At 64.3% G+C, this 19,864-nt stretch carries 22 protein-coding genes; 17 read left to right on the forward strand and 5 right to left on the reverse strand.

Annotated elements, in window-relative coordinates; all coding sequences use genetic code 11:
- Positions 1-6: 6 nt before the first annotated feature.
- Genes purL through ASC45_RS11555 form a run of 3 tightly spaced genes read left to right on the forward strand, consistent with a single transcriptional unit; the run spans position 7 to position 5,007 of the window.
- A complete protein-coding gene (purL, locus tag ASC45_RS11545; protein WP_055451190.1) occupies positions 7-4,014 on the forward strand; it encodes a phosphoribosylformylglycinamidine synthase in 4,008 nt (1,335 codons plus the stop codon).
- Positions 4,007-4,735, forward strand: coding sequence for an acetyltransferase domain-containing protein (locus ASC45_RS11550; RefSeq protein WP_281173303.1), 729 nt, complete (start codon positions 4,007-4,009; stop codon positions 4,733-4,735). The genes purL and ASC45_RS11550 overlap by 8 nt, the downstream gene beginning before the upstream one ends.
- Positions 4,732-5,007, forward strand: a complete 276-nt coding sequence (locus ASC45_RS11555; protein WP_211263362.1) for a hypothetical protein — start codon at positions 4,732-4,734, stop codon at positions 5,005-5,007. The genes ASC45_RS11550 and ASC45_RS11555 overlap by 4 nt, the downstream gene beginning before the upstream one ends.
- Positions 5,008-5,031: 24 nt before the next feature.
- On the opposite strand, the gene ASC45_RS11560 is transcribed toward ASC45_RS11555, so the two are convergent.
- Both ASC45_RS11560 and ASC45_RS11565 read right to left on the reverse strand, forming a co-directional pair.
- Positions 5,032-5,490, reverse strand: coding sequence for a DUF2214 family protein (locus ASC45_RS11560; protein ID WP_055451258.1), 459 nt, complete (start codon positions 5,488-5,490; stop codon positions 5,032-5,034).
- Between the two features lie 11 nt (positions 5,491-5,501).
- On the reverse strand, positions 5,502-5,966 hold the full coding sequence (locus ASC45_RS11565; protein WP_055451193.1) for an RrF2 family transcriptional regulator: 465 nt from the start codon (positions 5,964-5,966) through the stop codon (positions 5,502-5,504).
- A gap of 67 nt (positions 5,967-6,033) precedes the next feature.
- Here ASC45_RS11565 and ASC45_RS15545 point away from each other — a divergent pair, with 67 nt between their 5' ends.
- From ASC45_RS15545 to ASC45_RS11610, 9 genes are all read left to right on the forward strand, one after another.
- Positions 6,034-6,579, forward strand: a complete 546-nt coding sequence (locus ASC45_RS15545; RefSeq protein ID WP_211263363.1) for a group III truncated hemoglobin — start codon at positions 6,034-6,036, stop codon at positions 6,577-6,579.
- An 84-nt stretch (positions 6,580-6,663) separates the two neighbouring features.
- Positions 6,664-6,858, forward strand: coding sequence for a hypothetical protein (locus tag ASC45_RS11575; RefSeq protein ID WP_055451195.1), 195 nt, complete (start codon positions 6,664-6,666; stop codon positions 6,856-6,858).
- Between the two features lie 8 nt (positions 6,859-6,866).
- Positions 6,867-7,403, forward strand: a complete 537-nt coding sequence (locus ASC45_RS11580) for a cytochrome c oxidase subunit II (protein WP_055451196.1) — start codon at positions 6,867-6,869, stop codon at positions 7,401-7,403.
- Entirely contained in the window at positions 7,400-9,103 is a 1,704-nt protein-coding gene (locus ASC45_RS11585; protein WP_055451197.1) for a cbb3-type cytochrome c oxidase subunit I, read from the forward strand. The genes ASC45_RS11580 and ASC45_RS11585 overlap by 4 nt, the downstream gene beginning before the upstream one ends.
- Before the next feature lie 4 nt (positions 9,104-9,107).
- Positions 9,108-9,773, forward strand: coding sequence for an SCO family protein (locus tag ASC45_RS11590; RefSeq protein WP_082454383.1), 666 nt, complete (start codon positions 9,108-9,110; stop codon positions 9,771-9,773).
- A complete protein-coding gene (locus ASC45_RS11595; RefSeq protein WP_055451198.1) occupies positions 9,773-10,525 on the forward strand; it encodes a cytochrome c oxidase assembly protein in 753 nt (250 codons plus the stop codon). Before ASC45_RS11590 ends, ASC45_RS11595 begins: the two co-directional genes overlap by 1 nt.
- Positions 10,526-10,627: 102 nt before the next feature.
- Entirely contained in the window at positions 10,628-11,146 is a 519-nt protein-coding gene (locus ASC45_RS11600) for a hypothetical protein (RefSeq protein WP_055451199.1), read from the forward strand.
- A gap of 224 nt (positions 11,147-11,370) precedes the next feature.
- Positions 11,371-11,715: a c-type cytochrome gene (locus ASC45_RS11605; protein WP_055451200.1), complete on the forward strand. Its 345-nt coding sequence runs from the start codon at positions 11,371-11,373 to the stop codon at positions 11,713-11,715.
- Between the two features lie 11 nt (positions 11,716-11,726).
- Entirely contained in the window at positions 11,727-12,089 is a 363-nt protein-coding gene (locus ASC45_RS11610) for a c-type cytochrome (protein ID WP_055451201.1), read from the forward strand.
- Between the two features lie 75 nt (positions 12,090-12,164).
- On the opposite strand, the gene ASC45_RS11615 is transcribed toward ASC45_RS11610, so the two are convergent.
- Both ASC45_RS11615 and ASC45_RS11620 read right to left on the reverse strand, forming a co-directional pair.
- Positions 12,165-12,509, reverse strand: coding sequence for a hypothetical protein (locus ASC45_RS11615; protein ID WP_055451202.1), 345 nt, complete (start codon positions 12,507-12,509; stop codon positions 12,165-12,167).
- 14 nt (positions 12,510-12,523) lie between these two features.
- A complete protein-coding gene (locus ASC45_RS11620) occupies positions 12,524-13,765 on the reverse strand; it encodes a molybdopterin-dependent oxidoreductase (protein ID WP_055451203.1) in 1,242 nt (413 codons plus the stop codon).
- 508 nt (positions 13,766-14,273) lie between these two features.
- Between ASC45_RS11620 and ftsH the strand changes: the two genes are divergently transcribed.
- Positions 14,274-16,112, forward strand: a complete 1,839-nt coding sequence (gene ftsH / locus ASC45_RS11625; protein WP_055451260.1) for an ATP-dependent zinc metalloprotease FtsH — start codon at positions 14,274-14,276, stop codon at positions 16,110-16,112.
- A gap of 7 nt (positions 16,113-16,119) precedes the next feature.
- Here ftsH and ASC45_RS11630 read toward each other — a convergent pair whose 3' ends face one another.
- The gene (locus tag ASC45_RS11630; RefSeq protein ID WP_342665704.1) at positions 16,120-17,469 is read right to left on the reverse strand and encodes a D-amino acid dehydrogenase; all 1,350 of its coding nucleotides are present in this window, start codon (positions 17,467-17,469) and stop codon (positions 16,120-16,122) included.
- A 72-nt stretch (positions 17,470-17,541) separates the two neighbouring features.
- Between ASC45_RS11630 and ASC45_RS11635 the strand changes: the two genes are divergently transcribed.
- Genes ASC45_RS11635 through ASC45_RS11650 form a run of 4 tightly spaced genes read left to right on the forward strand, consistent with a single transcriptional unit; the run spans position 17,542 to position 19,860 of the window.
- Positions 17,542-18,009 (forward strand): winged helix-turn-helix transcriptional regulator, encoded by a 468-nt coding sequence (locus ASC45_RS11635; protein WP_055451205.1) that lies wholly within the window; start codon positions 17,542-17,544, stop codon positions 18,007-18,009.
- 39 nt (positions 18,010-18,048) lie between these two features.
- Complete coding sequence (locus ASC45_RS11640; RefSeq protein ID WP_055451206.1) at positions 18,049-18,417, forward strand: RidA family protein; 369 nt, start codon at positions 18,049-18,051, stop codon at positions 18,415-18,417.
- Positions 18,418-18,460: 43 nt separating this feature from the next.
- Positions 18,461-19,459, forward strand: a complete 999-nt coding sequence (locus ASC45_RS11645; RefSeq protein ID WP_055451207.1) for an LLM class flavin-dependent oxidoreductase — start codon at positions 18,461-18,463, stop codon at positions 19,457-19,459.
- Positions 19,460-19,461: 2 nt separating this feature from the next.
- Positions 19,462-19,860: an RNA-binding S4 domain-containing protein gene (locus tag ASC45_RS11650; protein WP_055451208.1), complete on the forward strand. Its 399-nt coding sequence runs from the start codon at positions 19,462-19,464 to the stop codon at positions 19,858-19,860.
- Positions 19,861-19,864 lie beyond the last annotated feature (4 nt).

The raw sequence follows: 19,864 nt of genomic DNA on the forward strand, positions 1-19,864 counted from the left end.
TCACGCATGCACATCCTTTTCTTCGAAGGCGCCAGCGCCTTGTCCGCCTTCCGTCAGGACGCCCTGCACACCCGTCTGCACCAAGCCGAACCGGATCTCGCCGCCAGGGTGCGCCGCATCCACGCCCGCTATCTGCATGTCGTCGCCCTCGACGCCCCGCCGTCATCGGCGCTTGCCGACAAGCTGGAAGGGCTGCTGCGCTACGGCGACCCTTACGTCGGGCCGAGCGCGGGGCAGACGCTGTTCGTCATGCCACGCCTGGGGACGCTGTCTCCCTGGGCCTCGAAAGCCACCGACATCGCCCGCCTGTGCGGCGCACCGGTGCACCGGGTGGAACGCGCGGTGGAGTACCGCCTCGAAATGGAAAGCGGCTTGCTGCGCGCGGCCAAGCCCTTGAGCGATGACGAACTGCTGCGACTTGCCGACCTGCTGCACGACCGCATGACCGAGTCGGTGACGCTGCGGCGCGAGGATTTGCAGCGTCTGTTCGCCGAGTTGCCCCCGCAGCCGCTGCAGCACGTCGATGTGCTCTCCGGCTCGCTGGAGACTGGACGGGCGGCGCTGGCTCAGGCCAATATCGAACAGGGTCTGGCGCTGTCGGACGACGAGATCGACTACCTGCTAGAGGCTTACCGCAAGTTGGGGCGCAACCCCACCGATGTCGAACTGATGATGTTCGCCCAGGCCAACAGCGAGCATTGCCGCCACAAAATTTTCAACGCCCGCTTCACCATCGACGGCGTCGACCAGCCGCACACCCTGTTTCAGATGATCCGCAACACCCACGCCCTGGCGCCGCAGGGCACGGTGGTGGCGTATGCCGACAATGCCTCGGTGATGGAAGGCGGCACGGTGCAGTCCTGGCAGCCCGATCCGGGTACGCACCACTATGCCGCGCAGGAGGCGCTGCGGCATGTGCTGATGAAGGTGGAAACGCACAATCACCCCACGGCCATTTCGCCGTTTCCCGGCGCCGCCACCGGGGCCGGCGGGGAAATTCGCGACGAGGGCGCCACCGGCCGCGGCTCGCGCCCCAAGGCCGGTTTGACCGGGTTCTCGGTCTCGCACCTGCGCATCCCCGGAGCGAGCGAGCCGTGGGAGGCCCAGACCGCCGATCTGGGCAAGCCCGGCCACACCGCCAGCCCGCTGCAGATCATGCTCGACGGGCCGCTGGGTGGCGCCGCGTTCAACAACGAGTTCGGCCGCCCCAATCTGGCAGGGTACTTCCGCGTGTTCGAGCAGCCGGTCGATGGCAGGGTCTGGGGCTATCACAAACCCATCATGCTCGCCGGCGGTCTGGGCTCGATCGACGCGCGCATGACGCACAAGAAGGCCTTTCCCGCCGGCACCCTGCTGGTGCAGCTTGGCGGGCCTGGCATGCGCATCGGTCTGGGCGGCGGGGCGGCATCGAGTCTGGCCACCGGCAGCAATGCCACCCATCTCGATTTCGACTCGGTGCAGCGCGGCAACCCTGAAATCCAGCGTCGTGCGCAGGAAGTCATCAACGCCTGCTGTGCCCTGGGCGAGAGCAACCCCATTTTGTCGATTCACGATGTCGGCGCCGGTGGACTGTCCAACGCCTTTCCCGAGCTGGTGGAGGGGGCAGGGCGCGGCGCGGTGTTCCAGTTGCGTGATGTTCCACTTGAAGAAACAGGTTTAAGTCCAAAGGAAATATGGAGTAATGAAAGCCAGGAACGCTATGTTCTGGCCATCGCCCCCGATCAGAGAGAGACGTTTGCGGCACTGTGCGCACGCGAGCGCTGTCCGTTTGCCGTGGTGGGCGTGGCGACGCAGGAGCAGACCCTGATCGTCGAAGACAGCCTGCATGCCGACCAGCCCGATCAGGCCCGTCCGGTCGATCTGCCCCTGGATGTGCTGCTGGGCAAGCCGCCTCGCATGCACCGTCAGGCGCAGAGGCAGTTGCCGCGTGGCGCGGCGCTCGATCTGGCCGAGGTCGATCTCGGCCAGGCCTGCGAGGCGGTGCTGCGTCATCCCACGGTGGCGAGCAAGCGTTTTCTCATCACCATCGGCGACCGTACCGTGGGCGGCCTGAGCCACCGCGACCCCATGGTCGGCCCCTGGCAGGTGCCGGTGGCCGACTGCGCGGTCACTCTGGCCGACTACGCCGGTTTTCGCGGCGAGGCCATGAGCGTGGCCGAGCGCGCGCCCGTCGCGGTGCTCCATCCCGCCGCGTCGGGACGGCTTGCGGTGAGCGAGGCAGTGCTCAACCTGCTGGCCGCGCCGGTGCAAAAGCTGGGTGACATCAAACTGTCGTGCAACTGGATGGCCGCCTGCGGCCAGCCCGGCCAGGACGCCGCGCTGTACGACACGGTGCACGCCATCGGCATGGAGCTTTGTCCGGCGCTGGGCATTTCGGTGCCAGTCGGCAAGGATTCGCTGTCGATGCATACGCGCTGGGAATACGCCGGGCAGGCCAAGAGCGTGACCTCGCCAGTGTCGCTGGTGGTGTCGGCCTTCGCCACCCTGCCCGATGTGCGCGGCACCCTCACCCCGCAGTTGCGCACCGACGCGCCCAGCAGCCTGATTCTGGTGGACCTGGGACAGGGCAAGAAGCGCATGGGTGCGAGCATCCTGGCGCAGACCCTGGGCGCGATCGGCGACGTCACGCCCGATCTCGACAGCCCGGACTTGCTGACCTCGTTTGCCGCGGCGCTGGCCGAACTACGCGCTGCAGGCCAGGTCTGGGCCTATCACGACCGCTCCGATGGCGGCCTTTGGGCCGCCGCCTGTGAAATGGCCTTCGCCGGGCATTGCGGCGTCAGTCTGAATGTCGATGTGCTCACGTTGGAAGGCAGCGAAGCCGACGACTGGGGCGATGCCAAGGACTGGGCCAAGCAGGTCGGCCCGCGGCGCCACATCCAGACCCTGCGCGCATTGTTCAATGAAGAGCCGGGCGTGCTGCTGCAGGTCGCAACCGAACAGCGCGACGCCGTGCTGCAGACCTTGCGGCGACATGGCCTGTCGGCGCACAGCCATGCCGTGGGCAGCGTGAACGACCGCGATGTCGTCGAGGTGTGGCGTGACACCCAATGCGTTTACACCGCACCGCGCGCCCATCTGCAGCAGGTGTGGGACAGCGTTTCGTGGCGCATGGCCCTGCTGCGCGACAACCCCGAGTGTGCTCAGGCCGAGCACGACGCGCTGGCCGATGCCGCCGACCCGGGCCTGCACCAGCACCTGACCTTCGATCCGCAGCAAGACGTCGCCGCGCCCTTCATCGCCACCGGCGCCCGCCCCAAGGTCGCCATCCTGCGCGAGCAGGGCGTCAACTCGCAGCTCGAAATGGCCTACGCCATGCACCGCGCCGGGTTCGACGCGGTGGACGTGCACATGAGCGACCTGATGGCGGGGCGGGCTAAGCTCGCTGATTTTCACGGCTTCGTCGCCTGTGGCGGTTTCAGCTACGGCGACGTGCTCGGCGCGGGCGAGGGCTGGGCCCGCTCCATCCTGTTCAACCCCGAACTAGCCGATCAGTTCGCCCGCTTTTTCGGCCGCCCCGACACTTTTGCGCTGGGCGTGTGCAACGGCTGCCAGATGCTGGCCGCACTCGCTCCCATGATTCCCGGTGCCCGCGCCTGGCCGCGCTTCACCCGCAATCGCTCCGAGCAGTTCGAGGCGCGGCTGTCACTGGTCGAGGTTGCCGAGTCACCTTCAATCTTTTTCCAGGGCATGGCCGGCAGCCGCGCGCCCATCGCCGTGGCGCACGGCGAAGGCCGGGCCGACTTCTCCCAGCAGGGCGACGCCAAGCTGCTGCAGGTGGCCATGCGCTTTGTCGATCATCACGGCAAGCCCACCGAGCGCTATCCCTTCAACCCCAACGGCAGCCCCGAGGGCATCACTGCGGTGACTACGCCCGACGGACGCTTCACCGCCCTGATGCCGCATCCCGAGCGGGTATTCCGCAACGTGCAGATGAGTTGGGCGCCGCAAGGGAAGGGCGACGACAGCGCGTGGTTGCGCATGTTCCGCAATGCCCGGGTGTGGTGTGGCTGAGGCAACCCAGCGAACCAGCCGCTACGGCGGGGTGGACACCCTGCGCGGTCTGGCCATTGTCTGGATGATGTCGTTCCATTTCAGCTTCGATCTGAACTGGTTCGGCTTCATCCACACCGACTTCTACACCAGCCCCTGGTGGCTCGATCAGCGCATCGCCATCGTCAGCCTGTTCGTTTTCACCGTGGGGTTGACGCAGACCTTCACCGATGTCAGCGGGCGTCCGGCGCGGCATTTCTGGAAGCGCTGGGCACAGATCGTGGGCGCCTCGCTGCTGGTCACGGCCGGAAGCTACGCGGCGTTTCCGCAGAGTTTCATCTACTTCGGCATTCTGCAGGGCATTGCGGCCATGCTGTTGCTGCATCGGCTGGTGTTCCGTCACGCGCGGGCCTGGGTGCTGTTGCTCGCCCCCATCGCCATCGCCGCGCCGCAGCTCTGGGGGCACGCGTTTTTCAACCCGCCGATGTGGAACTGGACCGGGCTGATCACCCAGAAGCCCATTACCGAAGACTACGCACCGTTGCTGCCGTGGATTGGCGTGCTGTGGATCGGCGCGGGCGTGGGCTGGCTGCTGGCGCGGGTGCAGTTCCGCCCGCTGCGCCATCTGCCCGACATCCGCCCGCTGTCCTTTCTCGGACGCTGGCCGCTCACCATCTACCTGCTGCACCAGCCGGTGTTCGTCGGCCTGGTGTGGCTGGCCGCGCACTTTCGTGGGGCTTGAGCGTGGACGATCCGGTTGACTACCTGCTGCATTACGGCGACAGTGACCACTGGTTTTTCATTCCCCAGGCGCGCGACGCAGAAGACGCTATGCGTTACTTTTTCTGCATCGAGGGCTACGGGCAAAGCCGTCAATTCGGCACCCTCGATCCACAGCATTGCCTGATCGTGCCGTTGCAAGACTATTTGCGCGATCGTGACGCGGTGGAGGAACTTGCCGAGCGCAAGCGGCGCGACTACCGCGCGCAACGAGAAGCGGACGACGCGCTTTGAAGTCTCTTTGAAGGCACCTCGCCATCAGCCGAAACCGTGGCTCATGAGCGTGGCCAGCAACGGGATGACCACCATCACATGCGACTGCGCCATCAGCCAGCGGCGTTCTCGCGCGATGTCCTCCCGCGCCGGTGTCCAATGCAACGCTTTGCTTGATTGCACTTCGAGCACCCACTGACGCAGACGGCGAGTCGACGGCCAGGACATGGCCGCCATCAGCGCCAGCAAGGCGATCTTGGCCCACAGCAGCGGGTTGTGCAGCAACCATTGCGGCCCCTTCACCCCCCAGAACACGAGGGCCAATCCGCTGGCCAGCACGGCGGCGAAGCTGCCCCAGACCCAGAGGTCGAGCCGACGCAGACGCTTCACGACCGCGTCGTCGATGCCGCCAGGGCGGGTCAGGCTGGTTTTCGCTGTCAGAAACACCACCAGACCGATCATGGCCGAGAGGTGCAGGTACAGCAGCAGGGCGTCGGTGAGCATGGCGGGCTGGGTCAATTGGATTTGAGCTGCATCAGGGCAGGGCGCGCGGCTTGTCGGGTGACGAAATGCTGCAGCGGCGGGTGCAGACAGTCGGCCAGGGTGGACTGGTTGAGTCGGGCGTAAAACGCTTCCGTGGCGTCGCTGAGCAAGGGCTTGAGCAGGCACATGGGCGTGAGGTTGCAATGCCCACCGTCCGGACGCAGACACTCCACCAGGCCCTGGCCTTCCTCCAGCCAGCGCACCAGATTCCCCAAAGGTATTTCATTTGCCTGTTTTTGCAGACGTACACCGCCGCTTGCGCCGCGCTGACTGTGGACATAACCGCCTTGCGATAGGCGCTGCAGCACCTTGATCAAATGTTCACGCGAGATATCAAGAAGATCAGCTATCTCTTTGCTGTTAAATGATCTGTAAGGGCCGGATGCCAGCACCATCAAGGCACGAAGCCCGTAATCGGTGAATTGCGTCAGTTTCAATTTGTCACTTGCCTCGAATGCCAGTCTCACCTTAAAGTGGTATCAATTCAACCACTTAAGGAATGCCATGCGAGATGCTAACGCGATGCGCGGTCATGTGCCAGTCGATAGGCCCAGTCCTCGCCATGAAATTCATGAGACAGCCGTTTCCGTTCCTGAGCTGAACGACCGGCGCACCGCACTCGCGCGCGAGCTGCGCCAACGTACCGGGCTCGATGAGGCCGTGCTGGAGCGTCTGGTCCGGGGTTTTTATGCGCGGGCGCGTGTTGATCCAGAACTTGGGCCGATATTTGCCGCGCAGCATATCGCTGACTGGCCGGCGCATGAAGCGCGTCTGGTCGATTTCTGGGCCTCGGTCGCGCTGATGGCCGGGCGTTATCACCGCAACGCTTTGAGCGCACATCGGCCGTTGGCGTTGCGGGACGAGCATTTCGAACGCTGGCTTGCCTTGTTCGACGCAACCTTGCGCGAAGAATTCAGCGCCTCGGCGCGAGATCACCTGCTGACCATCGCTACACGCATTGCCGCCACGATGCGCACCCGCCTGTGCGACGCTCGCAGCGACGGTTTACACCCGATTACAGACGTCACAAACGCTGTCGGACGCGCTTGATCCATCGCAAGTCGCAATATCAGTCAAAACTTATCTTGCTTGGCATGCGGCAATCTGTCGCACTCACCCTGAGGAGAGCCCACCATGACAGAAGAACTTCCCTACTCGCCCCTGCCGGTCACTGATGCGGCAGGGCGCTCCGTTGCTCAGGCGGACTTGACCGCGCCAGATCTGCACTATGCCCGTCCGATGGGGACATGGGTCATCGTGGGCGCGCTGTTCGTGGTCGTCGTCGGGTTGTGGACCCTCGTCGCGGCCTATTTCTCGTTGCACGCCTGAGGCCCGCCATGACGACTTCGACACCCGATGCCTTCGAGGATCAGTTCCACCACGTTGCCGACAGACACGAGCGGGCGTGGATTTTCATCGCACTGGCGCTGATCGCCGTGCTCTTCATTGTGGCCGTGTGGTTTGTCGTGCACGACTACGGACTCGTGGCCAAGACCACCGAGTTCTATTCCAACCCCAACAGCCCGGCGCAGTTGGCCGAGTTTCAGGGCTCAGGGGTGAAGCAGACCGGGCCGAACAGCTATGACGTGTATGAAATCGGACGCGCCTGGAGCTGGACGCCGGGCACCGCCACGCCGCTGAAGCTGCCCGTGGGCGCGCATGTCACGTTTTATGTGACCAGCGGCGACGTGCTCCACGGATTTGAAGTGCAGGGCACCAGCATCAACCTCACCGCCATTCCGGGCGTGGTCGGCCATGTCAGCTACACCTTCGACAAGCCCGGCACCTATCGCATCATCTGCAACGAGTACTGTGGCGCGGGTCATCAGGCCATGATCGGCACCATCGTCATCACCGGAGCGAAACAATCATGAGCGCAGTCCTGAACCCCAACACCGCGCGCGGGCTGGCGGTACCCACGGCGGGGGAGATCGCCGGTGAGAAAAAGATGCTGCTGGCCTTCTGGGTCACCGGGTTTGTCGCGCTGGCCGTGGGTATCGCCATCGGTCTGCTGCAGAGCACGAACTACGCCGGCATCAACCTCTACCCCTACCTGCAGCCCTTTCTCAAGTCCTACTACCAGGGCCTGACCATGCACGGCGTGCTCAACGCCTATGTGTTCACGTTTTTCACCATTTCCGGCTGGCTGATGTATCTGCCGGCGCGTGAGCTCAAGCTCAAGCCCAATATGGGGCTGGCGTGGTTCACCTATGCGCTGATGCTTCTGGGCACATTGATGGCGGCCTACGGCATGTTCGACAACTCGTCGAGCGTGCTCTACACCATGTATCCGCCGCTCAAGGGCAGCGCCTGGTTCTACCTGGGCATCACCTTGGTCGTGGTGGCGAGCATCGTGCCGCTGTTCGTCGTGCTGGAGATGCGCTCGCGCTGGAAGCGGGCCAACCCAGGGCGGCCCACGCCGCTGGTCACCTATATGAGCGCGACCACGCTGCTGATGTGGCTGCTCGCCGCACTCGGCGCCGGCACCGAGGCGGTATTCCTGCTCGACCCGTGGTCGCTGGGCATCGTGCACACCATCGACCCGCTGCTGGCACGCACGCTGTTCTGGTGGACAGGTCACCCCATCGTGTACTTCTGGCTGATGCCCGGCTACATCTCGATTTACGCGCTGTTGCCGCGGCAGGCCGGTGGCAAGCTGGTGTCAGACCCGTTGGCACGGCTGGCGTTCCTGCTGCTGTTCGTGTTTTCGCTGCCTGTGGGCACGCACCATCAATACACCGACCCGGGCATTTCCCCGGTGATGAAGGGCATCGTCACCGCGCTCACCTTGTCTGTGGCCGTTCCCAGCCTGATCACCGCGTTCACCATCGCGCTCAGCCTCGAATACGCCGGGCGTCGCCGCGGCGGCAAGGGGCTGATGGGCTGGTGGAACGCGCTGCCGTGGAAAGACCCGTCGGTGGCGGCGCAGGTGCTGGCGCTGGTGAGCTTCATCTTCGGCGGCGCCGGTGGCATCGTCAACGCGAGTTGGCAGCTCGACAACGTGGTGCACAACACCTTGTGGATTCCGGCGCACTTTCACCTCACCGTCGGCACCATGACCACGCTGGTGTTTATGGGTGTGAGCTTCTGGCTGCTGCCGCACCTCACGGGCAGGCGCCTCTACAAACCCGGGCTGGCGCTGGCCGGGGTCTGGCTGTGGTTCCTCGGCCTGATGACCTGGGGCCTGGCCGGACACTGGGCGGGGTTGGACGGCGTGCCGCGCCGCGCCTGGGTGTCGGCGTTGCCGCACGATCAATACATGCAGCTCTACGGCGCGGTGCATCCGGCGCTGGTCATCGTGGGCATCGGCGGCGCGCTTGCCGCGCTCGGGGCCGTTTTGTACTACATCGTGTTTTTCGGCACGCTGTTCGGGCAAAAAGACGCCAAGGCGATGGTCGAAATCCCGTTCACGGAGTTCATCGCCGGTTCGGAGGGCTCGCTGCTGACCAAGGTCTGCGAGCCACTCGGTCTGTGGACCTTGATTACCTTCGTCATCACGCTGGCGGTCTATATCCCGGTGTTCTGGCCGATGTTGATGAATCCGATCCACGCTCCAGGCTTCGTGCTCTGGTGATGGGATGAGCCATGCTGCACACCTGGTCCCTGCCTGGAGCGGACGAACGCCTCGGCGCGGCGGCTGGAAGGCCTCGGCGCTGCGCGCCGCGGTCGTCTGTATCGCCTTGCTCGGCGTGCTCTGGGCGTGGTCGCGGCTGCAGCCGCACGGCAGCGCGCTGCATGGCTCGCCTCTGCAACCGACACCGGCACCTGCGTTCACCGGCTTCGCCGTCACGCAGGGACATCCCTTCAGCTGGCGGCAGCAGCGCGGTCGCGCAGTACTGGTGTTTTTCGGCTACACCCATTGCCCGGATGTCTGCCCGCTCACCCTGGCCGCGCTGGCGCGCAGCCTGCAACGCCTCGGGCCGATGCGGCAACGCGTGCGGGTGGTCTTCGTCAGCCTCGACCCTGCGCGCGACACCCTCCCGGCGCTGCGCGCCTACCTCGATGCTTTCCTGCCCGACGCCATCGGCCTGCGCGGTTCGCCTGCCGAGGTCAGCGCATCGGCGCGGCAATGGGGCGTTACCTGGCATCGGGTCGATACCGCTGACGGCTCGTATTGGATCGACCATACAGCGGCCGTCACGCTCGTCGATCCAGACGGCAGGCTGGTCGCGCGCTACGGCTACGGCCAGCTCGTCAACCCCGCCTGGCTGGCCGCGGATCTGCATCACATGCTGGAGCCGTGATGACGCCAAACGGCTGGCCACTGCTGGTCTGGGCGGGGTGGATCGCTCTGCTCGGGGCGATGTTTGCCGTGTACGTCGTGGCCGCCACACGCGGCCGCTGGGCCTGGTGGCGCATTCTGGCGTTTATTGCGGGCTGCGCGCTCACCCTGGCAGCCGCCTGGGGATTGCACAACCCGCTGGCGTCGATGACTGGCTATACCCTGGCGCTGATGACCCTGGGGCAGGGCGTCTCGCCCTTGCTGCTGGCGGGTTTCCCACCCCAGGCGCGGGCGGCCTGGCATGCGGCGCCGCACGCGCGGTGGAGCGTCTGGCTGCTCGACCCGTGGGTGACCTTCACCGTGTTCGTCGTGATCACCCTCGGGGTGAATCTGCCCGGGGTGTTCAACACGGCCCTTGCCGATGCGCTGTTTTCCGGCCCGATCGGTCTGTTGCTGCTCATCACCGGCCTGATGTTCTGGGCACAGTTGATGGCTGGCAGCAGCAGTCTGAGCCAACGCTGGATCGCCGGCCTCTACGGCTGGCTGGGCAGCCTGCCGATGATGATCATCGCCGCGGTCTGGGTGTGGAGCGGTCGCGTGCTCTACACACCCTACCTGGACGTGCTGTGTCTATGGAACCTCAGCCCGCTCGACGATCAGCATTACGCCGGACTGGTGATGTTCGCCGCAGGGCTGCCGATGCAGTTGCGCGCGGCCTGGCTGTTGATCATGCCCGCAAGTGCTGCAACACACCGGCCAGGCCCGATCCGATGAACTCGTGCCTTCCGAGCCTAACGCCCGTATGCCGGATAAACCCTGATCCGCAGCGGCGGCTCCGCACCCTATCCTTGCCACTGTTTTCGAGGAGGGCGTGCGATGCTCATCATTCCATCGATTCGAATCGAGTCGGAACAGCCGCCGACCTTGCAGCAAGTGCGCCGTGCCTGCCGCGATCTGCGCCTGTGCATCTTCGCCGCGTATGCGGTCATCGCCATCGTGTTGGCACATGGTCTGATCGCCCTCGGGATGGCGCACATGCATGCCTCGGCGCAGAGCCCGAGCGCGTCCGGTGGTTGGGCGCTGGTGGGCGATCTTGCCCTGATCGCGATGACGTTGGCCGCCGCATACGCACTTTATTGGTCTCTGTCGGCCTATCAGCGCATGCGGTTATGCAGCGACGCGCAGGTATGCCGGGTGATCTACGCCGTCTGCCGGACCAACCCGCAGGCCGATCGCTATCGGCTGGCGGTATTGCGCAGCGGCCGGTCGTTCCTTGCGGCCGAGATCGACGCCTATTTCAACCTCAGCTCCCCAGGCCAGTGGAGTCAGACCTGGCCGCAAGACCTCAAGCAACGCGTGCAGTCCTCCGAGCCGCTGTTCCTCGCAGCGAGCTGAATTTCCCCCGACCGCTTTTCCTGCGGCCGCCACGCGCCGCAGTGGCGCTGTCGCGCGCGCCAGAAAGAGGCCCGTCCGACTTGGCGGCCGAAGACGAGGCCGCTTTTCCCAGGATGGCGCACGGCCGCTTCACAGCCCGCCATTCTCAAGCTCGACAGAACTCCGGGACGAAGCAGCGTTTGCCTTCTTCTCCATCTTGTTTGCACACACCCATAGGATGACCCATGAACCAACGATCCATCAGCGTGATTGCGTTGACTCTTTTCTTTTGCGCAGCCGCGCAGGCGCAAACCGTCGTCGGCAACGCCTCCGCAGGCCAGTATGAAAGCGCCATGTGCGAAGGCTGCCACAACGTGCGCGGCGGTTTCAAGACCGAATTTCCCGAGGTTTACCGCGCGCCCATGCTCAACGGTCAGAGCGCCGCCTATATCGCGCAGTGTCTTGCCGACTACCGCAGCGGCGTGCGTCGCAATCCGACCATGAAGGCCGTGGCCGACATCCTGACCCCGCAGCAGATCGCCAATCTCTCGGCGTATTACGCCGTAGCCAAAAACCAGAAAATGAAATGAGGAGACCCCCCATGAAACGACTGTTTGCCGCACTCCTCGTGGCTGCGCTGCCGGTCATCAGCACCGCCGCTCATGCCGCCGATATCAAAAAGGGCGAAGACCTGGTCAACAAGGGCGGCTGCATCGCCTGCCACGGCGCTGGCCTGGATAAGCCCATCGCCCCCAACTACCCCAAGCTGGCCGGGCAATACCAGAGCTATCTGTTCCACGCCCTGCAGCAATATCAGACCAAACACCAGACGCCGCTGTACGGCCGCAACAACCCCATCATGGGCGGCATCGTCGCGCAGTACAACCGGCAGGATTTGGAGGACATCGCCGCCTACATCGCCAGCCTCAAGGGCGATCTGTACATCCGCGACGAAATGCATTGACGCCACGGTGGCAAAACCGACTTGTTGCGAGAGGCGCGCCGCAGGCGGTACCCGACCTGCGGCAATCATGCCCCTTTACTTCTTGCCCTTGATGCTTTCGAGGTAGTCCGCGATCACCGGAACCTGATCGTCAGGAATCGGCGCCTTGAACACGTTCTTCATCTTGTTGACTTCCACCAGCCAGGCGGCCTTGGGCAGATCGGGCTGATTCATCACCATGCCCGCCGAGTGGCACATCAGACAGTAGGTGTTGGCGGCCTTGGCGCCCGGGCCATCGCCTGGGAACACGCGGGTGCTGCTGGGCAGCGTGATGGACTGAGTCTTGAGGGTGAGCGCGTGTGCGGGTAGCGCGCCGAAGGTGCCGAGAATCAGCGCGGCGCCCAGGGCGCGCAGCGCTGCGGCGGTCTTGTTTTGAGTCATGTGTGTTCTCCCTGTCAAACGGCCATCAGCTTGGTGGATTCGACGACGTTGCGCATGAAGCCACCGGGATTCCAGTTGGGCGTCATCGGCTGCTGCAGGCCGTCGGTATTGGTGCACCGAACCATCACGGTCTGGTCGCCCTTGGCGAACTTGAGATGCGTATTCCACTGGCGGAAGCTGAACTTGCCGTAGTCACGCCCGAGTTCGGTCGGCATCCAGGTCTTGCCACCGTCGATTGAGACATCGACCGCCTTGACCCCGGTGTCGCCACCGAAGGCAATGCCGCGCACCAGTTCCGGACGTCCAGCGCCGACTGACGCGCCGCTCTTCAGATTGGTGACGAAGGATCGCGGCACCATGCGGTTGATGGGCACGAACTTCACGTCCTTTTCGCCCGGCGTCATATTGGCTTGTGGCCAGTTGTCGGGGATGGTGTAGGCCGGCTTCATCCAGAAATTGGTGTCTTCCTCGTTGAGCACGCGCACATGCTGCAACATCTTGGTCCAGTAGGTCGCGTACCAGCCCGGCACCACGAGACGGAAGGGGAAACCGTTGAGAAGCGGCAAGGACTGGCCGTTCATCTCCCAGGCGATCATCACGTCGCCGTCCCGCGCGTGATCGACCGACAGCGACTTTTTCAGATTCGGCGCCGTCGGGATGACCGGGCGCTCGGAACCCTCGAACTGCACCTGTACCGCGCCCGCCTTGACCCCCGCGGCATCGAGTACGTCCTTGAGCCGCACGCCCACCCAGCGGGCATTGCCCATCGCGCCGTTGCTCCATTCGCCGCCGGGCACCCGTGGCTGGAAATAGCCTCGGGAATTGCCGGAGCACTGATTGACGGCCGCCAGTTCGACATGCTTGAAATGCTTCATCAGGTCGAACACGGTGAACTCCAGCACCTTGTCCACATGGCCGCTGATGCGGACCTTGTGGGTGTGCGGGCTCATGGTCGTGGGAATGTCCGCCCAGTGCCAGCGCACATAGAACTGATCGACCGGCGTGAAAACGCCCTTGTCGTACACCGACCAGGGTGTCTCCAACAGCGGGGGGCGGGTGCGCTGCAGGATCATCTCCCCCTTGCCGGGGAAAGACGTGGTCAGCCTGCGGGTATCGGCGCCGTCTGGCAGCGGCAATTCAATGGTGCTGGCCGCCAGGCTGGTGCGTGCGAACGCCAAGGCGCCCAGGCCGACCGCAGCGGACTGCAAGAAAAGTCGCCGTGCCAGCGGGTCGGGGGTGTGATCGGTCTGATTCATGCCATGCCTCCTTGGTGTGATGGACAGACGCGTTGCATTTCGTCGCGCCTTGCCGCGATTTATAACCAGCCGAGGAGGGTCTGAATAATGAATTGAATCAGTGAATCAAAACACTTTATTCGATGGATGCGGGTCGGACGACCGATATGTCTGGACAAACATATGACATTTATAAGTCCATGAATATCCATGAGAAAATTGACGATCACCATCGGTGCATCACGATATTCTTTTGTAATGACATAGATTTTTTGAAAACGATGCGACGACCAAACAATTTGTGTGACATCTATTTCATTATGTTGTATTTGCTCGCGATTTTCGCCTGCAGCAGGAGCGCTCAAAGTTTGGCAACTCCCGCTGCACAAGATGCGTCTGGCGCAGATCCCGCCAACATCCGCTTTGCCATGTGCAGCCGCTATGCTTGGCGGTGTCGTGTGAACGGAAAGTGACCATGGCTGAAGAACAACGCTCCCTTCCTGCGCCACCGGGCAAGAACCGCCCGGTGATGAACCCCAAGGCCCAGGTGCATCTGGGCTACTGGCTGCTGGCCATCGCCTTGATGTTCCTGGTGCAGAGCCTGTGGTCGTCTTACAGCAATGTGCAGACGGTGCCGTACAGCACCTTTCAAACTTATCTGAAGGACGGGCGTATCAAGGATGTGGTGATCGGAACTCAGACGATCACCGGCACGCTCAAAACGCCCGACGAGAATGGCAAGAGCATCGTCGTGGCGGTCAAGGTCGAGCCGCAACTCGCCAGCGAACTGCAGCGTTATGGCGTGACCTATTCGCAGCAGTACACCGACACCTGGCTGTCGAACATCCTGTCATGGGTGTTGCCGGCACTGATCTTTGTCAGCGTGTGGTTTTTTCTGGTGCGCAAGTTTGCCGACAAGGCCGGTGGTCTGGGCATGGGCGGTTTCATGTCCATCGGCAAGAGCCGGGCCAAGGTCTATATGGAAAACCGCACCGGCGTGACCTTTGCCGACGTGGCCGGGGTAGACGAAGCCAAGGCCGAACTCGAAGAAGTGGTCGATTTCCTGAAACACCCCTCCGAGCATGGACGCCTGGGCGCCCGCGCGCCCAAGGGCGTGCTGCTGGTGGGCCCGCCCGGCGTGGGCAAGACCTTGCTGGCGCGTGCCGTGGCGGGAGAGGCCGGGGTGCCGTTCTTCTCCATCAGCGGCTCGGAATTCGTGGAAATGTTCGTCGGTGTCGGCGCGGCGCGGGTGCGCGATCTGTTCGAGCAGGCACGGGAAAAGGCACCGGCCATCATTTTCATCGACGAACTCGACGCCCTGGGCCGCGCCCGCGCCGCCGCGCCGTTTGGCGGCGGGCATGACGAAAAGGAGCAGACCCTCAACCAGTTGCTGGTCGAACTCGACGGCTTCGATTCAACTTCGTCGCTGGTGATTCTTGCGGCGACCAACCGGCCGGAAATTCTCGATCCTGCGTTGCTGCGCGCCGGGCGATTCGACCGTCAGGTGCTGGTGGAGCGGCCCGACAAGATCGGGCGGGTGCAGATTCTCAAAGTGCATGTGCGCAAGATTCGCCTCGATCCCGCGGTCGATCTGGAACAGGTCGCGGCGCTGACGCCGGGGTTTTCCGGCGCCGATCTGGCCAATCTGGTGAACGAGGCCGCGCTGATGGCCACGCGCGAGAACGCGCAGACCGTGACCCTGGCGCATTTCACCCGCGCGGTCGAACGCATCGTCGCGGGGCTGGAGAAGAAGAACCGCCTGCTCAACGCGAAGGAGCGCGACATCGTCGCGCACCACGAAATGGGGCATGCGCTGGTGGCGATGAGCCTGCCAGGTACCGACGCGGTGCATAAGGTGTCGATCATTCCGCGTGGCATCGGCGCGCTCGGTTACACCATCCAGCGGCCGACCGAAGACCGCTATCTGATGACCCGCGAGGAACTGGAAAACAAGATGGCGGTGCTCATGGGCGGCCGCGCCGCCGAGCATCTGATTTACGGCCACTGGTCCACCGGCGCGGCGGACGATCTGGCCAAGGTCACCGACATTGCGCGCAGCATGGTCACGCGCTACGGCATGGTGGAAAAGCTCGGCGGGGTCAGTCTGGAAGAAACACCGCAGTCGGTACTCGGCACCCCGGCGCTGCCTCCACAGCACGAATACAGCGAGCAGACCGCACGCGAGATCGATTGTGCGGTGCGCGATCTGGTGAACGTGGCGTTCAACCGGGCAACCGACATCCTGCAGCAAAAGCGCGCGGTACTCGATGAAGGCGCGCGCCTGCTACTCGAAAAGGAAACCCTGACCGAGACCGAGCTGAGGCAACTGATGCAGGGATCTCAGGCCAGGGCTGCAGCCCCGGCCTGAGCGCAGCTTACGCGGGATGCGAATGCAGCACCTTGGGCGGGCGGGCCGCGCTCTCGTAGCGGTCGATGCCCAGCCCCGCGGTGCTGATATCGGGCTGTCGGTGCAGCACCAAGTCGCTGACCACGCGACCCGAGCCGCAGGCCATGGTCCAGCCCAGGGTGCCGTGGCCGGTGTTGAGGAACAGGTTGCCGTAGCGCGTGGCGCCGACGATGGGGGTGCTGTCGGGCGTCATGGGGCGTAGTCCCGTCCAGAACGTGGCCGACGCCAGATCGCCGCCGGGGAACAGGTCGCGCGTGACCATCTCCAGGGTTTCGCGCCGACGCGGGTTCAGGCGCAGATCGAATCCGCCCAGCTCGGCCATGCCGCCGACGCGGATGCGCTTGTCGAAGCGGGTGAGGGCGATTTTGTAGGTCTCGTCCAGCACGGTCGACTGCGGCGCGAACGATTCGTCCACCAGCGGCACGGTGAGCGAATAGCCCTTGACCGGGTAAACCGGCAAATCCAGGCCCAGCGGCGCCAGCATGTCGCGGGTGTAGCTGCCCAGCGCCAGCACATAGCGATCTGCGGTGAGCACCCGGTCGCCCACGCGAACGCCGGTGATGCGCAGGCCGTCGGTCAACAGACCCGCAATCGTCTGGCCGAACTGAAACTGCACGCCCAGCGCCTGCGCCATGTCGGCGAGGCGGGTGGTGAACATCTGGCAATCGCCGGTTTCGTCGTGCGGCAGACGCAGCCCGCCGGCGAGCCGGTCGCGGGCGTGGGCCAGGCCAGGTTCCACCTGCGCGAGCTGATCGCGGTCGAGCACCTCGTAGGGTACGCCGCATTCTTCCAGCACGGTGATGTCGCGCTGTACCGCGTCGAGCTGCGCCTGGCTGCGGAAAATTTGCAGGGTGCCGCCGGTGCGCTGTTCGTAGGCGATGCCGGTCTCGGCGCGCAGCGCCTGCAGGCTGGCGCGGCTGTATTCGGCCAGCCGCATCATGCGTTCCTTGTTGACCGAGTAACGCTCGGCAGTGCAGTTGCGCAGCATTTGCGCCATCCAGCGCACTTGCCACAGGCTGCCATCGGGCCGGATCGCCAGCGGCGCATGACGTTGGAACATCCACTTCAGCGCCTTCAGCGGAATGCCAGGCGCGGCCCAGGGGGTGGAATAGCCGGGAGACACCTGGCCGGCGTTAGCGAAGCTGGTCTCCATTGCGCAGGCGTTCTGCCGGTCGATGACCGTGACCTCGGCGCCCGACTTGGCGAGGTAGTAAGCCGTGGTGGTGCCGATCACCCCGGCGCCGAGAACGATGACTTTCATGGGAATGCCTCTTTGGTTTGCTCGATGCGCGAAATGTAGTCGGGGATATGCAGAAATTTCGCTTGTTTTTTGCCTTGTACGCAGTGAAAATCACCGTGACTGCAGCGACTTTCTTCCCATGCCCGCGACATGTACGAACTCGATCGCATCGACCGCCGCATTCTGGACATCCTCCAGCGAGAAGGGCGCATCGCCATGACCGAACTGGCCAGCCAGGTCGGGCTGTCGGCTTCGCCCTGTACCGAGCGGGTCAAGCGCATGGAGCGCGCCGGCGTGATCACCAGCTACAACGCCCGGGTCAACCCCGAGGCGCTGGGCAAGAGTCTGCTGGTGTTTGTCGAAATCAAGCTCGCCTCGAAGTCGGGCGATGTGTTCGACCGCGTGCGGCAGGAGCTGTTGCACATGCCCGACGTGATGGAATGCCACCTGGTCTCGGGCAGCTTCGACTATCTGGTGAAATTCCGCCTGCGCGGCATGAAGGAATACCGTCACCTGCTGGGCGACATCCTCAAGCGGCTTCCCGTCTCGGCCGAATCGCACAGCTATGTGGTGATGGAAGAGATCAAGGAAAGTCTGTTCCTGCCGACTGATCGATGAATACGGCGGATATGCGCTGCTCCATTCCAAGAATTTCCCATGATTGAACGACTTCACGTTGGCCCGCGCCTGAGCGAGGCCGCCATTTGCGCCGGCACGGTGTACCTCGCCGGTCAGGTGCCCGAGCTGCACCCCGACGCCGATCTGGAAGATCAGACCCGCGAAGTGCTGGGCCATATCGACCGTCTTTTGCACGAATGCGGCAGCAGCAAGGCCCATTTGCTCAGCGTGCAGATCTTCCTCGCCAATATCGCCGACATAGGGCGCATGAACGCTGTCTGGGATGCCTGGATGGCGCCCGGTCATGCACCGCCGCGCGCCACCGTGCAGGCGGCGCTGGCCGATCCGCGCTGGCGCCTCGAAATCGTCGTCGTGGCCCGGCAGATGGTGGTTCCTTCCGCGTCATGAGTCCCGGCCTGCAAAGCAGGCGCAACAGCCGCAAAATGCGGTCATGCACACCCTGAACAACATCGCCTTATCCCTGCTCGATCTGGTAGCCGTGCGCGAAAACGGCACCGTCGCTGACGCTCTGCACATTGCCCTGCGCACCGCGCAACATGCCGAGACGCTGGGCTTCAAGCGCTACTGGCTTGCCGAGCATCACAATCTGGCTGGGGTGGCGAGTTCGGCCACGGCGGTACTTGTCGGCTATGTGGCCGCAGGCACACAGCGCATTCGGGTGGGTTCCGGGGGTGTCATGCTGCCCAACCATGCGCCGCTGATGGTGGCGGAGGCCTTCGGCACCCTGGCCGAGCTCTATCCGGGGCGCATCGACCTGGGCCTCGGTCGCGCCCCCGGCACCGATCCGCTGACCATGCGGGCGCTGCGGCGCGACCGCGTCGAGCGTGAAGAAGACTTCCCGCGCGACGTGGCCGAACTTCAGCACTTGCTCGCTCCGGCCGAGCCCGGTCAGCGTCTGGTGGCCATGCCCGGGGCCGGAACACAGGTGCCGATCTACCTGCTGGGCTCCAGCCTGTTTTCCGCACGGCTGGCAGCGCAGCGCGGCTTGCCCTATGCCTTCGCCTCGCACTTCGCGCCGCGCTTTCTGCATCAAGCTCTGGCGCTGTACCGTGAGGAGTTTCAGTCATCCTCCAGCCTGAAGCGGCCCTATGTCATCGTGGGTGTGCCCCTGATCGCCGCGCCGACGGACGAGGAGGCGCAGTTTCTCGCCAGCAGCACTTACCAGCGCGTGCTGGGCATCCTCACGGGTCAGCGCGGCCGATTGCAGCCGCCCGTGGCCGACTATCTCGCGCAACTCCATCCGCAGGAGCGCGCCGCGGTGCAAGACTTTCTGGCAGCCGCCGTGATTGGCAGCCCCGAGACGGTGCGCGCCGGATTGGCCGCGCTGGCCGAATCGACCCAGGCCGATGAGTTCATGCTGGTGAGCGATGTATTCGATCCCGAGTTGCGGCTGCGCTCGCTCGACATCGCGGCCCGGGCCCTGTTGTGAGCATGAACCAAGCAGCCGCATCACAGCGCCTGGACAAATGGCTTTGGGCTGCGCGTTGGTTCAAGACGCGCGCCCTCGCCGCCGACCAGTGCGATCGGGGGCGCATCCAACTGAACGGGCACGCGGCCAAGCCGGCCAAGGAGGTGCGCGTGGGCGACGTGCTGATCATCGAATTGGAGCGAGAGCGGCGGGAAGTCGAAGTACGGCAGGTCGGTCTGCAGCGCCAGTCTGCGCCCTTGGCGCAGGCCATGTACCGGGAGACCGAGAGCAGCCGGCAGGCCCGCGAACGACAGGCCGAACTTCGGCGTCTGAGCCCCGAACCAGAGGGCTCGCGCCAGGGACGCCCCAGCAAGCTCGACCGGCGAGAGCTGCAACGTATGCTCGACCGCTCGCTCGATTGACTTC

Origin of the sequence: Thiomonas bhubaneswarensis, assembly GCF_001418255.1 — a bacterium.
Lineage (GTDB): Bacteria > Pseudomonadota > Gammaproteobacteria > Burkholderiales > Burkholderiaceae_C > Thiomonas > Thiomonas bhubaneswarensis.